This window comes from Amycolatopsis echigonensis, assembly GCF_002846615.1.
Lineage (GTDB): Bacteria > Actinomycetota > Actinomycetes > Mycobacteriales > Pseudonocardiaceae > Amycolatopsis > Amycolatopsis echigonensis.
Genome location: NZ_PJMY01000003.1, coordinates 7,786,410 through 7,799,511, shown reverse-complemented (window position 1 = coordinate 7,799,511; position 13,102 = coordinate 7,786,410). Strand labels below are relative to the sequence as shown.

General features: G+C 70.5%; 12 protein-coding genes. 8 read left to right on the top strand and 4 right to left on the bottom strand.

Annotated elements, in window-relative coordinates; all coding sequences use genetic code 11:
* Nucleotides 1-89: 89 nt before the first annotated feature.
* Genes ATK30_RS41800 through ATK30_RS41780 form a run of 5 tightly spaced genes read left to right on the top strand, consistent with a single transcriptional unit; the run spans nt 90 to nt 6,092 of the window.
* The gene (locus ATK30_RS41800; RefSeq protein WP_158242578.1) at nt 90-1,670 is read left to right on the top strand and encodes a class I adenylate-forming enzyme family protein; all 1,581 of its coding nucleotides are present in this window, start codon (nt 90-92) and stop codon (nt 1,668-1,670) included.
* 26 nt (nt 1,671-1,696) lie between these two features.
* Nucleotides 1,697-3,610 carry a flavin-containing monooxygenase gene (locus ATK30_RS41795; protein WP_101440198.1) on the top strand — a complete coding sequence of 638 codons (1,914 nt, stop codon included), beginning with the start codon at nt 1,697-1,699 and terminating at the stop codon, nt 3,608-3,610.
* A complete protein-coding gene (locus tag ATK30_RS41790) occupies nt 3,607-4,356 on the top strand; it encodes an SDR family NAD(P)-dependent oxidoreductase (RefSeq protein WP_101440197.1) in 750 nt (249 codons plus the stop codon). Before ATK30_RS41795 ends, ATK30_RS41790 begins: the two co-directional genes overlap by 4 nt.
* The gene (locus tag ATK30_RS41785) at nt 4,356-5,279 is read left to right on the top strand and encodes an alpha/beta hydrolase (protein ID WP_101440196.1); all 924 of its coding nucleotides are present in this window, start codon (nt 4,356-4,358) and stop codon (nt 5,277-5,279) included. The genes ATK30_RS41790 and ATK30_RS41785 overlap by 1 nt, the downstream gene beginning before the upstream one ends.
* 42 nt (nt 5,280-5,321) lie before the next feature.
* The gene (locus tag ATK30_RS41780; RefSeq protein ID WP_101440195.1) at nt 5,322-6,092 is read left to right on the top strand and encodes a FadR/GntR family transcriptional regulator; all 771 of its coding nucleotides are present in this window, start codon (nt 5,322-5,324) and stop codon (nt 6,090-6,092) included.
* Nucleotides 6,093-6,122: 30 nt separating this feature from the next.
* On the opposite strand, the gene ATK30_RS41775 is transcribed toward ATK30_RS41780, so the two are convergent.
* Nucleotides 6,123-6,863 (bottom strand): SDR family NAD(P)-dependent oxidoreductase, encoded by a 741-nt coding sequence (locus ATK30_RS41775; protein WP_101440194.1) that lies wholly within the window; start codon nt 6,861-6,863, stop codon nt 6,123-6,125.
* A gap of 277 nt (nt 6,864-7,140) precedes the next feature.
* On the opposite strand from ATK30_RS41775, the gene ATK30_RS41770 reads away from it, so the two are divergent.
* Together ATK30_RS41770 and ATK30_RS41765 are read left to right on the top strand one after the other, a co-directional pair.
* Nucleotides 7,141-8,451, top strand: coding sequence for an ammonium transporter (locus ATK30_RS41770; RefSeq protein WP_101440193.1), 1,311 nt, complete (start codon nt 7,141-7,143; stop codon nt 8,449-8,451).
* The gene (locus ATK30_RS41765) at nt 8,448-8,786 is read left to right on the top strand and encodes a P-II family nitrogen regulator (protein WP_101440192.1); all 339 of its coding nucleotides are present in this window, start codon (nt 8,448-8,450) and stop codon (nt 8,784-8,786) included. Before ATK30_RS41770 ends, ATK30_RS41765 begins: the two co-directional genes overlap by 4 nt.
* Before the next feature lie 37 nt (nt 8,787-8,823).
* On the opposite strand, the gene ATK30_RS47030 is transcribed toward ATK30_RS41765, so the two are convergent.
* The 3 genes from ATK30_RS47030 to ATK30_RS41750 all read right to left on the bottom strand — a co-directional run bounded on the left by ATK30_RS47030 (nt 8,824) and on the right by ATK30_RS41750 (nt 12,204).
* On the bottom strand, nt 8,824-9,657 hold the full coding sequence (locus ATK30_RS47030; RefSeq protein ID WP_101440191.1) for a DUF6597 domain-containing transcriptional factor: 834 nt from the start codon (nt 9,655-9,657) through the stop codon (nt 8,824-8,826).
* Between the two features lie 509 nt (nt 9,658-10,166).
* Entirely contained in the window at nt 10,167-11,510 is a 1,344-nt protein-coding gene (gene gdhA / locus ATK30_RS41755) for an NADP-specific glutamate dehydrogenase (protein WP_101440190.1), read from the bottom strand.
* Nucleotides 11,511-11,718: 208 nt separating this feature from the next.
* On the bottom strand, nt 11,719-12,204 hold the full coding sequence (locus tag ATK30_RS41750) for an SRPBCC family protein (protein WP_101440189.1): 486 nt from the start codon (nt 12,202-12,204) through the stop codon (nt 11,719-11,721).
* Between the two features lie 83 nt (nt 12,205-12,287).
* On the opposite strand from ATK30_RS41750, the gene ATK30_RS41745 reads away from it, so the two are divergent.
* Complete coding sequence (locus ATK30_RS41745) at nt 12,288-12,977, top strand: TetR family transcriptional regulator (RefSeq protein ID WP_244194879.1); 690 nt, start codon at nt 12,288-12,290, stop codon at nt 12,975-12,977.
* Nucleotides 12,978-13,102 lie beyond the last annotated feature (125 nt).

Below are 13,102 nucleotides of genomic sequence, written 5' to 3'. Positions count from 1 at the left end.
GCTCTAACCAGTATCATAGTTCTCGCCTCTTGACAGCTCCTCGGCAGCTCGCGCTTACTAGTATCAGAGTTATCCGAGGAGGTATCGACGTGAACGACCCGGCGCGCACCGCGCGGCAAGCCCGCGGCGGCCCGACCGTCGCGTCCGTGCTGCTGCGCGGGCACCGCGAGTACGGGGACCGCCCGGCGATCGTGGAACCCGGCGGCCGCACGGTTTCCTACCGGGAACTGGGTTCGCTGGCGCGGCGGCTGGTCGGCGGCCTGCGCTCGCTCGGGCTGGCCAAGGGCGACCGGGTCGTGGTGCTGACGAAGAACCGGCCCGAATGCTTCGTGCTCGACCACGCGCTGGCGATCGGCGGTTTCGTCCGCGTCGCGCTGAGCTACCGGCTGCATCCGCGCGAGGTCGCCGAGATCGTCGCCGACTGCGGGGCCCGTGCCGTGGTCGTGGACGGAGAACGGCTGGCGGAGATCAGCTCGGTGGTCAGCGAAACCCTGGTGGCGCTGGACGATCCGGCCGGGGACGCGGTGCCGTTCCAGGAGCTTTTCCCGGTGCGGGAGGCCGATCCGGCGGAGGTCTGGCCGGGCGACGTCGCCTGGATGCCCTACACCTCGGGCACCAGCGGGCGGCCGAAGGGCGTCGTGCACACGCACCGGAGCCTGCTGGCGATCATCCGGAACATGCTCGTGGAGCTGCACGGCGCGGCGAGCTCCGACGTGCTGGCGCACACCGCGCCGCTGACCCACCTCAGCGGCTACGCGATGCTCGCGTACTTCCTGCGCGGCGCGAGCCAGATCGCGCTCGGCCGGTTCGACGCCGAAGAGCTGACGGAGATCGTCGAAAAGCACCGGGTGACCGTGCTGCCGCTGGTGCCGACAATGATCAACCTGATGCTTCCGGTGCTGGAGTCCGGCAAACACGACGTGTCGAGCGTGCACACCGTGCTCTACGGCGGTTCGCCGATCGCGCCGGACCGGCTCGCCCGCGCGATCGCCGTGCTGGGCCCGGTGTTCGTGCAGTCCTACGGGCTCACCGAAATGCCGTGGTCCTCGTGGCTGCCGAAGCAGGACCATCTCTTCGACCCCGGCGGCGAGCTGCCGGCGCGGCTGGGCTCGGCGGGCCGGGTGAGCCCGTTCATCGAGATGCGGCTGGCGGACGGCGCCGGGCAGCCGGTCGCGGACGGCGAGGCGGGCGAGATCCAGCTGCGCGGGGACGCGGGGATGGCCGGCTACTGGAACCTGCCGGAGGAGACCGCGGAGACGATCCTCGACGGCGGCTGGATCGCGACCGGAGACGTGGGCCGGATGGTCGACGGGTACCTGCGGATCGTCGACCGCAAGAAGGACATGATCGTCAGCGGCGGGTTCAACGTGTACCCGACCGAGGTGGAGAACGCGATCTACGCGCTGCCCGGTGTCGCGGAGGTCGCCGTGATCGGCGTGCCCGACGACCGGTGGGGCGAGACGGTGCGCGCGGTCGTGGTCCGGCGCGCGGGAGCGGCGGTGACCGCCGAGGACGTCCAGCAGGTCTGTCTCGGGTCGATCGCGGCCTACAAACGGCCGCGCACCGTGGAATTCGCCGACGAGCTGCCCAAGACCGGCACCGGGAAGATCATGCGCCGCGAGCTGAAGGCGCGGTACTGGGCGGGCCGCGACCGGCTGGTGAACGGATGACGGGCGATGCGAAAGGAACCCCCGCGATGCGCGAAGCGTTCGCGGCGACGGTGCGTGCCGCGGTCCGGGACGCGAACGTGCCCACGCTGCTGATGGTCCTGGTGCAGCTCACCGGCGACCGGCGGTGGCTGGAAGCGCCGTACCGGCCGACCCGCGGGCGAGGGCTGGACGAGAACGACACCGGCGGCCTGCCCGAGCCGGTGCGGGACGAGATCCGCGCGGCCGCCGCCGACGCGATCATCGCCTGGCGCCACGGGAAACCGGTGGCGTTGCCGGACCCGGGCGAGGACCTGCTGACCCGGATGCTGTCGGTCGCGATGGGCGAGGCGATCCCGGCCGAATACGGGCCGATGGTCGCCGACGACCTGGCCATCGCCACGCGCGGCGAGGATCCGGTCCGCGACACAGCAGTGCCCGATGGCTTCACCGCGATCGTCGTCGGCGCCGGGATCTCCGGCCTGCTCGCCGCGCACCGGCTCGGCGCGGCCGGGGTGGAGTGCACTGTCGTGGAGAAGGACGACCACGTGGGCGGCACCTGGTGGCACAACCGTTATCCGGGGTGCGGAGTCGACGTGCCGAGCCACCTCTACTCGTACTCGACCGTCGTGGCGGACTGGCCGCGCTACTACGCGTCCCGGGACCAGCTGCACGACTATCTCGAAGAGGTCGCCGACCGATGGCGGCTGCGCGACCGCATCCGGCTGTCCACGGTGGTCCTTTCCGCGGCCTGGGACGAGGCGGCGCGAGTGTGGACGGTCGAGATCGACGGCCCGGAAGGACGGGAAAGGCTCCAGGCCAACATCCTGATCAGCGGGGTCGGCGCGTTCGGCACGCCGAAGCTGCCGGACCTGCCGGGGCTGGCGGATTTCGCCGGGGAGTCGTGCCACACCGCGCAGTGGCCGGAAGGGCTCGACCTCGCCGGCAAACGGGTCGGCGTGATCGGCAACGGAGCGAGCGCGATGCAGGCGGTGCCCGCGATCGCCGGCACGGCTGCCTCGCTGACGCTGTTCCAGCGGTCGGCGCACTGGGTGGCGCCGTTCGAGAAGTTCCAGCAGGACATCCCCGAACCGGTCCGGTTCCTGTTGCGGGAAGTCCCGCTTTACCGGTTCTGGTACCGGGAACGGCTCGCCTGGGTGCTCAACGACACGCTGTACGAATCCCTGCAACGGGATCCGGACTGGCCGCATCCGGAGCGGTCGATCAACGCGATCAACGACGGGCACCGCCGGTTCTTCACCCGCTACCTGGAAAGCGAACTGGCGGGCCGCCCGGACCTGATCGAGAAGGCCACCCCGGACTACCCGCCGTTCGGCAAGCGGATCCTGCTCGACAACGGCTGGTACCGCACGCTGCGCCGCGACGACGTCGAACTGGTCACCGACCCGATCGAGCGGATCCTGCCGACCGGAGCCCGGCTGAGATCGGGCCGCGAGGTCGAGTTCGACGTGCTGATCTTCGCGACCGGCTTCGACGTCGTGCGGTTCCTCGCGTCGTTCGAGGTGACCGGACGGGACGGGCGGACGCTGCGCGAGGTCTGGGACGACGATGACGCGCAGGCCTACCTGGGCACCGCGATCCCCGGCTTCCCCAACCTCTTCTGCTTGTACGGCCCGAACACCCAGGCCGGGCACGGCGGCAGCCTGATCTTCTACCTCGAATGCCAGATGCGGTACGTGCTCAGCCTGCTGGACCGGATGGGGCGGGCGGGCGCGACGGTCGCCGACTGCCGCCCGGAGGTCAGCGAGAAGTACAACGCCGAGGTCGCCGCCGCGCACGAGCGGATGATCTGGACCCATCCGGGCATCACGACCTACTACCGCAACTCGCGCGGCCGGGTCGTGGTGAGCAATCCGTGGCGGGTGCTCGACTGGTGGCGGATGACCAAGGAAGCCGATCTGGCCGACTACCGGATCGACGGTCCGGCGGAGGGACGACGATGAGCAAACGGTTCGACGGCAAGGTCGCGATGGTCAACGCCGCCGCCGGCGCGGGAATCGGCGGCGTGGTCGCGCGGCGGCTGCTGGCCGAGGGCGCGCGCGTGGTCGTCACCGACCTCAGCGCGAAGCGGCTTGACCGGCTCCGGGACGAACTGACCGCGGCCGCGGGCGAGGACAACGTGCTCGCGCGCGCTCTCGACGCCGCCGACGAAACTGGCGTGCGGGCGCTGTTCGCCGACGTGACCGAGACGTTCGGGCAGCTGGACGTTCTGGTCAACAGCGTCGGTCTCAATCAGCTGGCCCCGTTTCCGGATACCAGCCTGGAGAACTGGAACCGGGTGCTGTCCACGTCGCTGACGGCGCACTTCCTGCATGCCCGCGCCGCGTGGCCGTTGCTGCGGCAGTCGGCCTCCCCGGCGATCGTGAACGTGTCCTCGCTGGCCGCGGAATCGCCCGCGCCGTTCGGGGAAGTCGCTTACGCGGCGGCGAAAGCGGGCGTTCTCGGCCTCACCCGCGCGCTGGCCAAGGAAGGAGCGGCGGACGGCATCCGGGCCAATGCCGTGATGCCGGGCCTGATCTGGAACGACAGCCTGACGAAAGCCGTCGCGGCGGACTACGTCCAGGCGTACCGGGACGTGCAGCCGCTGGGCCGCGACGGCGAACCGGACGAGGTCGCCGATGTGATCCTGTTCCTCGCCTCGAGCGACAGCAGGCACGTCACCGGGCAGACGATCCGGGTGGCCGCCTGATGGCGGAAATCGCGCTGCCGCCGGAACTTCTGGAGTTCCAGCGGACGCTGAGGCCTCCGGAGTCCGGGGACGCGCGGGAGCTGCTGGCTTCTTTCGACGCGTACACGAACCAGGGCATGCCCGCGGTCGGCGGGATCGAGCTGAAGGTCCCGCTCCGCGAGGTGAACGGCTGGCAGGTGACCGCCGACGTCTACCGGCCGCTGGGCGAACCGCCGTTCCCGACGCTGGTGTACCTGCACGGCGGCGCGTGGGTGCTGGGCACTCCCGCCACCCACCGGCGGCTGGCCGCGGACCTGGCCGTGCTCGGCTTGCTGACGGTGAGCGTCGACTACCGACGCGCGCCCCGGCACCGGTTTCCGGCGGCGGTCGAAGACACGCTGCACGCGGTCGGCTGGGCGCGGTCGACCGCGGAGAGCTTCGGGGGAGACCCTGCCCGGCTGCTGCTCGGCGGGGATTCGGCCGGGGCGAACCTCGCCGCCGCGGCACTGGCGACCGGCGCCGCCGGGCCGGTCGCCGCCGCGCTGCTGTGCTACGGGATCTACGACGTTCAGCGAGCGTTGCCGGTGGTGGAACACCTGGTCGGCGGGCGCGATCCGGACACCCAGCTCTACCTGGAACCCGACGACGCCCGGCGGCTGCTCGACGATCCGCGGCTGCATCCCGAACGCTACTGCGCAGGTTTCCCGCCCAGCCTGGTCCTTGTCGGCGAGGACGACCCGCTGCTCGGCGAATCCCTTTCGCTGGCCGACCGGCTCGCCGAGGCCGGGGCGCCGCACGAACTGGCCGTGGTCGGCGGCGCTCCGCACGGGTTCCTCCAACTGCCCACGCACCCGGGACACGCCGGGGGCCTGGCCCGGATCGGCCGGTTCCTCGCTGGTCACGGCCTTGCCGCACCGCCCGGTGCGGTGGGGGCGGCCGGGTAATCGATACACTAGTTTTCTCGGCGAGCGATCGGGGGAACGGCCATGACAGCGACCGAACCGGCGGTCCGCAGAGGCTCGCTGCCCGCGCACACCGCGCGGCGGATCCTGCGGGACTTCCTGGCGCGCGGCCTCGAACCCGGCGACGCGCTCGCGGACGAGGCGACGCTCGTCGAGCGGTACGGCGTCTCGCGCGGCACGCTCCGGGAAGCATTGCGACTGCTCACTTTTCTGGGCGCGGTCGTCGTGAAGGCGGGCCCGCAGGGCGGGGCGCGGCTGGTCACGCCTGGCCCGTCCGTGGTCGGCAGCGCGCTGGGGATGGTGGTGCAGTTCCGCGGGGCGACGCTGCGCACGGTCTTCGAATCGCGGCTGGCGATCGAACCCGAGGTGGCCGCACTGGCCGCGGCGCATCGCAAGGACAGCGACCTGGAACTGCTCGTCGAGTCCGTCGCGTCGCTGCGCTCGGCGCGCCGCAAACGCGGCCCGGAGTTCGCCGCGCACAGCGGGCGCTACCACTTGCGGGTGGCGGAGGCGTCGCACAACGACGTGCTGGCGACGATCGTGCCCGCGCTCGCGGTGATGACCACGACGGTGCCGTGGCGTTTTCCCCACGGCAGCCGCGAAGAACTGACCGGCCTCATCTCGACCGTGGTGGACGCGATCCGGTCCGGGGACGGTTCCACGGCGCGGGCCGTCACGCACGTGATGATCAAATCGGTGGTGGACGGCCTGCAGCGGGACCAGCCCGCGAGCCTGGAGCGCCGGATCCTGTGGCCGGACGTCGACGAGGTCCTGTCCGGCGACCGGGACGCCTGACCCGGTCGCGGGCGCCGGAGGCCCGGGCGGTTAGGCCATGGTCAGGCCGCCGCTGACGCTGAGGGTTTGGCCGGTGATGAAGCCGGCTTCGTCGCTGGCGAGGAAGGCGACCGCGTTTGCGACGTCGGCGGGGACGCCGACCCGGCCGAGCGGGATGGCGCGCACGAGGGCGTTGCGGAGTTTTTCGCCGGCGAAGGAGGCGAGCAGGGGAGTGTCGGTCGGGCCGGGGCAGACGCAGTTGACCCGGACGCCGCGGTGCGCGAGTTCGCGGGCAGTGGTCTTGGTGAACGCGATGATCCCGCCTTTCGCGGCCGAGTAGACCGCCTCGCCGGACGATCCGACCCGGCCAGCGTCGGAAGCGATGTTCACGACCGATCCCGTGCCCTGCTCCGCCAGGACGGGCAGTACTGCTCGCGAGGTGTGCAGGACGCCGTACAGGTTGACGCGGACGATGCGGTCCCAGTCGTCGGGGTCGGATTCCACGAAGGGACCGGCCTTGTCCCATCCGGCGTTGTTCACCAGGACATCGATCCGGCCGAAGCGGTCGAGGACCGCGCCGACGAGCGAGTCGACCGAGTCGCGCGATCCGACGTCGGTCCGGATGCCGAGCGCACCGTTGCCCACCGCCGCGGCGGTCGCGGCGGCGCTGTCGGCGTCCAGGTCAGCCGCGACCACCCGCGCGTCCGCCGCGGCGAGCCGTTCAGCGATCGCCCGGCCGATCCCGCGCCCGGCGCCGGTGACGACGCAGACCTTGCCCGCCAACGAATCCATCTCACGCGCCTTCCTGCTCGCCCACAACTAGTATCAGAGTTGACCGGTCGGCGGCAAGTCGCGTCCGAAGCTCCGAAAAGGGCGCGGACAGAATGAATCGCCGATTCGTTCTGTCCGCGAAGTATTTCCGGTCGCCTCGGGCCTGATGCCGCCCTTTCGAGCTGGTTCGACCGTTTCGCCGGACTGGGGTCGCTAGCGGAAGCACGACGGAAACATTCCGGTAACACCGCCCGGTTAGCTTCCAGCGGCCGAGCGAGGAAACGAGGAGTGTCGGATCGTGGTCGATACCGGAAGCACGGCGTGGTTGCTGGGGAGCGCCGCGCTGGTCATGCTGATGACGCCGGGCCTCGCCCTGTTCTACGGCGGGATGGTGCGCGCCCGGAGCGTGCTGAACGTGATGGCGATGACCTTCGTCTGCCTCGCCACCGTCGGCCTGGTGTGGGTGTTCTACGGGTATTCGCTCGCCTTCGGCCCTGACTGGTTCGGCGGCCTGCTCGGCACGCTGCGGCTGGCCGGATTGCACGGGCTCGCCGAGCAGACGGTCGGGCCCGCCGGGAACCAGGTGCCGCTGTTCGCGTTCGTCGCGTTCCAGATGATGTTCGCGGTGATCACGGTGGCGCTGCTGGCCGGCGCGATCGCCGAGCGCGCGAGGTTCTGGACGTGGACGGTGTTTTCCGTCGTCTGGACCACCCTGGTGTACGTGCCGGTGGCGCACTGGGTTTTCGCGCCCGACGGGTGGATCGCCGCGAAGCTGCACGTGCTGGATTTCGCGGGCGGCACTGTGGTCGAGGTGAACTCCGGCGCGGCCGCGCTGGCGCTGGCGCTCGTGCTGGGCCGGCGGCACGGCTGGCCGAAGCAGGCGGTCCGGCCGCACAACCTGCCGTTCGTGATGTTCGGCGCCGGCCTGCTGTGGTTCGGCTGGTTCGGGTTCAACGCCGGGTCCGCGCTGGCCGCGAAGAGCCCGGCGGCGACGTCGTTCCTGAACACCACTGTCGCGGGGGCGGCCGCCGTGCTGGGCTGGCTGCTGGTCGAGCAGTTCCGCGACGGGAAGCCGACCACGCTCGGCGCCGCGTCCGGCGCGGTCGCCGGCCTGGTCGGGATCACGCCCGGCTGCGCTTACGTCGAACCGCTCGGAGCGGCCGCGATCGGGATCGTGGCGGGCGTCGTGTGCTCGTTCGCGGTGAGCCTGAAATACCGGTACCGCTTCGACGATTCCCTGGACGTGGTCGCGGTGCACGGCCTCGGCGGGTTCTCCGGAACGCTGCTGATCGGCCTGTTCGCGACGGCCGGCGTGGCTCCCGGCGGCGTGAACGGCCTGTTCTACGGCGGCGGATTCGACCAGCTGTGGCGGCAGACGGTCGGAACGCTGGCGGTACTAGGGTATTCGCTGGCGATGACCCTCCTGATCGGCTGGGTCATGCACAAGTTCATGGGATTCCGGATCGACCGCGAGGCCGAGATCGACGGCGTCGACGAGGCCGAGCACGCCGAAGGCGCGTACGAGCTGGCAGTCCAGTCCGGACGCCGGGGGAGCGCGCCCGCCGGCGGACCGGGATCGCACCGGCCGGCGCGCGAGGAGAACCGATGAAGCTGCTGACCGCCGTCGTCAAACCGTTCGTGCTGGACGACGTCCGGATCGCGCTGCAGGAACTCGGCATCGCCGGGATGACGGTGAGCGAGGTCCGCGGCTACGGCAGGCAGAAGGGGCACACCGAGATCTACCGGGGCGCGGAGTACGAGGTCGATTTCATCACCAAGTACCGGCTGGAGATCCTGCTGGACGACGACCAGGTCGAGACCGCGCTCCGCACCGTGCTGGACACCGCGCACACCGGCAAGATCGGCGACGGCAAGATCTGGGTGACGCCGGTGGAGACCGTGGTCCGCGTCCGCACCGGGGAACGCGGCCGGGACGCGTTGTAGGCCGTGGACAGCTCCGGCTCGGCTCGGGCAGCGCTCGTCAACCGCGGAACGGCGAACGGCCGCGTCCGGCGAGGAACGGCGTGTAGGACGCGGAATGATCGTGCCCGCACGCGCACCGGTCGAGGTCGCCCCCGAGCAGCTGCCTTGGCGTAACTCCGGTCAGCCGAAGACATTCGCGGCTGAGATGGGCCTGGTCGGCGTACCCGGCGTCGACCGCGAGACTCGCCATCCCGTCCGCGCCCCGCCGCCCGGTCGCGATCGCTCCCGACTGGGCGAGCGCGAGAAACCCCTGGAACCGCAACGTCCGCTGCAGCACCTTCGGGCTCATTCCGACCGCGTGCAGGCACCGTCGGCGCAGCTGGCTGGCAGAGAGCGCGAGATGCGCGGCGACCGCGTCGACGCCGACCGGGTCCCACGGCATCAGCACCCGCACCGCCTCCCCGACCAACGGGTCCGACCCGCCGGCCAGACGGAACTCCCGCACGAGGTGCGCCTGCAGCGCGGCCAGCCCCAGCTCAGGCGTCGCGGCGAGGGCGACGGCCTCCACCAGCTGCTCGACGGTCCGGCCCCACACCTCACCCAGCCCGACCTGCTGATCGGCCAGCTCGTCGAGCCCCGTCGGCAGGGGAGGCGCGGCCCCGGGCCGGAACCGCACGCCGACGACTGTCGTGTGCGCCGGGAGGACCTCGATCCGCGGCCCGGTCAACGGCCCGAGCAGTTGCGGACGCCCGCCGACCGGGAAGTGGATCTCGACGCCGCCGGTCGGCAGATGCCGCTGGACGTATGGAGCATCGCCGGTGCGCTGGATCCACACCGTGCGTACGACTCCCGCCAGGCCCGGCACCGGCGGACGCTCCACATACGCGGTCATCCCCGTACCGAAGCGTTCGCCCCGGGTGCGCGTCAAGTGCCAGCCGGTGCCACCTGGCCCGCCAGTGCTTCCGGCCGAGAATCGGGTAGGTCCGCCGAAGGCTGCGCGCGAGCGGGCCTGGGTCGCGAGTCCCCATCCGGAGGATCTTCTCCCGCCACCAGCCTGGCTATCTGGGTAGCGCTGTCCCCGGCGTCGTTCCGGTCACGCTTTCTTCTGCGCGGTCACCAGCCGCCACGCTTGCTCACCACAAGCGCTGCCATGGCTTGGTTGCTGCCAAGCGGCCACATCGGCCTCGAGACCGGGAATCCGGTGCCGGGGTGCCACAATCCGGCTCGTCCACTGCGCAGACCTGGCAGACCCAGGCACCGGGACAACCGCAGTCCCGAGCTCAGACCGCGGAGAATCCTGTCCACGGTGAACCCCATCCACCACTCAGTCGACCGGCAGACCTACGACTCAAATACTGCATACAAAATCCTGCCGAACGAAGACTGTCCGCACGCACCGGCTTAGAGGTACCCGCAGGCGTCCATCGCGGCGACGACCTTCCGGAACCCCGCGATATTCGCCCCGCTCACGTAATCCCCGGGCACCCCGTGCTCGTCGGCGGTTTCGAGACACGTCCGGTGGATGTCGGTCATGATGTCGCGCAGCGTGCGGTCCACGCGCTCGAACGCCCACCGCTCGCGCGCCGCGTTCTGCTGCATCTCCAGTGCCGACACCGCGACGCCGCCCGCGTTCGCGGCTTTGCCGGGCCCGACCGCGACCCCGGCCTCGCGGAAGATCTGCAGCGAACCGGGCGTGCACGGCATGTTCGCGCCCTCGGCGACCGCGCGGACGTTGTTCTTCACCAGCCGCAGCGCGGACTGCTCGTCCAGCTCGTTCTGCGTCGCGCACGGAAGCGCGAGGTCGCACGGGACCTCCCACGGCGTGCCGTCGGTGACGTACTTCGCCGACGGCACGTGGTCGACGTACTCGGACAACCGCCCGCGCCGCGCCACCTTCAACTCATGCAGCACTTCGAGATCGATCCCGCGCGCATCGTGGACATATCCGCCGGAGTCCGAGCACACGACCGGCTTCGCGCCGAGCTCCTGGAGTTTCGCGATCGCGTGGTAGGCGACGTTGCCCGAACCGGACACCACCGCGGTGCGGCCGGAGAAGGAGTCGTCGCCGGTGCCGAGCATCGCTTCGAGGAAGTACACCGTCCCGTAACCGGTGGCCTCCGGACGCGCCGGAATGCCGCCCAGCAACGGGTTCTTGCCGGTGATCGTGCCCGCGTCGTAACGGTTGGTCAGCCGTTTGTACTGGCCGAAGAGGTAGCCGATCTCGCGCCCGCCGACGCCGATGTCGCCCGCCGGGACGTCGGTCTCCGGGCCGATGTGCCGGACCAGTTCGGTCATGAACGCCTGGCAGAACCGCATGATCTCGCCGTCGCTGCGGCCGGCCGGGTCGAAATCGGACCCGCCCTTGCCCGCGCCGATGCCGAGGCCGGTGAGCGCGTTCTTGAAGATCTGCTCGAAGGCGAGGAACTTGACCGTGCCGAGCGTGACGTCGCCGCGGAAGCGCAGCCCGCCCTTGTACGGTCCGAGCGCCGAGCTGAACCCGACCCGGAAGCCGCGGTTGACGTGCACCGCGCCCGCGTCGTCGGTCCAGACCACCCGGAACATCACCTGCCGCTCCGGCTCGCACAGCCGCTCCAGCATCGCCGCGTCGCGCAGGCCCGGGTCCCGCCGCAGCGCGGGCCGGATCGCTTCGAGCACCTCGTACACCGCCTGGTGGAACTCCGGTTCGGCCGGGTTCCTCCGGACGATGTCCTCGTACACGTCGCGCGATGTCTGCTCAAGAGCCATCCGCAGATGATGCACTCCGGATGCCCGATTTCGCACCCCTGAACGGGTTTGCGTAGTTAGGGGTGACCAGCCTCACTCATCGAGCACTACATCCGTAGTGGGTACGGCCTGGCGGGCGAGGCACTGGCCGTCGGGCAGATCGTCGGCGACGGCGACAGGTGTGCAGGACCAGACCGTTCGAGGGCGCGGCCCGGCAGGGCGGGGCTGCTCACCCGCGGTCTTTGAGCCGCAGCGGCGCATCCGGAAGCAGAACACCGGCTTCGTCCATTTCGGACAGCAGCGCGGGCATCCCGGCGGTGAGCATCTTCCGCCGGATCCTGCCGAGCATCTTCGCCATGGCGAACCCGCCGATGCCGGTGAATCCGGTGTGGCGATAGGCGAAACGGGTTCCCTGGGCGGTCGGTTCGAGCTCGTAGCGGACGTAGCTGGGTTCCTCGCCCTCGGCTCCGACCCAGGTGTAGCGCAGCAGTTCCTCCTCGCGGACCTCCAGCACCGTGCAGTCGACGATCCCGCGCCATCCGGGCATCGGCTTCGCGACGAACTGGAACCGGTTGCCGGGAACCGGCTCGAAACCGACGGCGCGAGCACCCTTGCCGGTGGAGGTCCAGTACGGGATCAGGTCCGGGTCGGTCACCGCCCGCCAGACCTTGCCGGGCGAATGGCGGTAGTCGCACACGATGTTGATCTCAGGCATGGCGGGCTCCTCGGCGCGGAAAGTTCAGCGGCTATAAAAATACTGTAGCAGTAAATGTCTAGCGACTGGCGTAGTCTGCCCTCATGACGACCATGCGGGCAGCGGGCGGCGAGGGCCTGCGCGAGCGCAAGAAGCGCGCGATGCGCCAGCAGCTGTCGGACACCGCGGCCCGGATGTTCCTCGAACACGGCTTCGACGCGGTCCGCGTCGCCGACGTCGCCGAGGCCTGCGGCGTGTCCGAGAAGACCGCCTTCAACTACTTCCCTCGGAAAGAAGCTCTCGTCCTCGACCGGCTGGAAGCGACCGCCGACGCGCTGCGCACCCAGTTGGCCGACCCGCAGGTTCCCCCGGTCGACGCGATGCTGAAGATCCTGGACGGCGAACGGGACGACGTCGCCGCGAGCCTGACAACCGGGGACCGCCAAGACGAGGCCCTCGCGCGGTATCGCAAATTCGGCGACCTCATCCGCGACACTCCCGCATTGCGGGCTTACCAGAGCGAAATCGCCGACCGGTTCACCGAAATCGCCGCCGAAGTGCTCGCCGCACGAGGCGGATTCCGCCGTGCCGACCCAGAACCCCAGATCGCCGCGACCGCACTTCTCGGCCTGTGGCGGCTCCAGTTCCGCTCCCTGCGCACGCACTTGCGCCCCGGACGCGCGGTCCGGCCCGCGATCAAGGCCGCGGCCCGCGAGGTGCATCGCGCCGCCGCACTGATCCGCGACGGCCTCGCGACCTTTCCGGCTAGCGCGGAATCCGCGGGCGAAGAGTGAGTTTCCGGCGCGGTAGGACAGTGCCGAGTACGAAGAACGCGGCCACTGTCGCGGGCAGCCAAACCTCCGACGGGGAAGTCTCGAGGCGGGTCGCGTGTCTCAAGTGGACAGAGACGTGAGGGCTG

Coding starts and splice junctions, on each gene's coding strand:
- ATK30_RS41795 (WP_101440198.1), top strand. CDS start 1,697: ATGCGCGAAGCGTTCGCGGCGACGGTGCGTGCCGCGGTCCGGGACGCG.
- ATK30_RS41790 (WP_101440197.1), top strand. CDS start 3,607: ATGAGCAAACGGTTCGACGGCAAGGTCGCGATGGTCAACGCCGCCGCC.
- ATK30_RS41785 (WP_101440196.1), top strand. CDS start 4,356: ATGGCGGAAATCGCGCTGCCGCCGGAACTTCTGGAGTTCCAGCGGACG.
- ATK30_RS41780 (WP_101440195.1), top strand. CDS start 5,322: ATGACAGCGACCGAACCGGCGGTCCGCAGAGGCTCGCTGCCCGCGCAC.
- ATK30_RS41775 (WP_101440194.1), bottom strand. CDS start 6,863: ATGGATTCGTTGGCGGGCAAGGTCTGCGTCGTCACCGGCGCCGGGCGC.
- ATK30_RS41765 (WP_101440192.1), top strand. CDS start 8,448: ATGAAGCTGCTGACCGCCGTCGTCAAACCGTTCGTGCTGGACGACGTC.
- ATK30_RS47030 (WP_101440191.1), bottom strand. CDS start 9,657: ATGACCGCGTATGTGGAGCGTCCGCCGGTGCCGGGCCTGGCGGGAGTC.
- gdhA (WP_101440190.1), bottom strand. CDS start 11,510: ATGGCTCTTGAGCAGACATCGCGCGACGTGTACGAGGACATCGTCCGG.
- ATK30_RS41750 (WP_101440189.1), bottom strand. CDS start 12,204: ATGCCTGAGATCAACATCGTGTGCGACTACCGCCATTCGCCCGGCAAG.
- ATK30_RS41745 (WP_244194879.1), top strand. CDS start 12,288: ATGACGACCATGCGGGCAGCGGGCGGCGAGGGCCTGCGCGAGCGCAAG.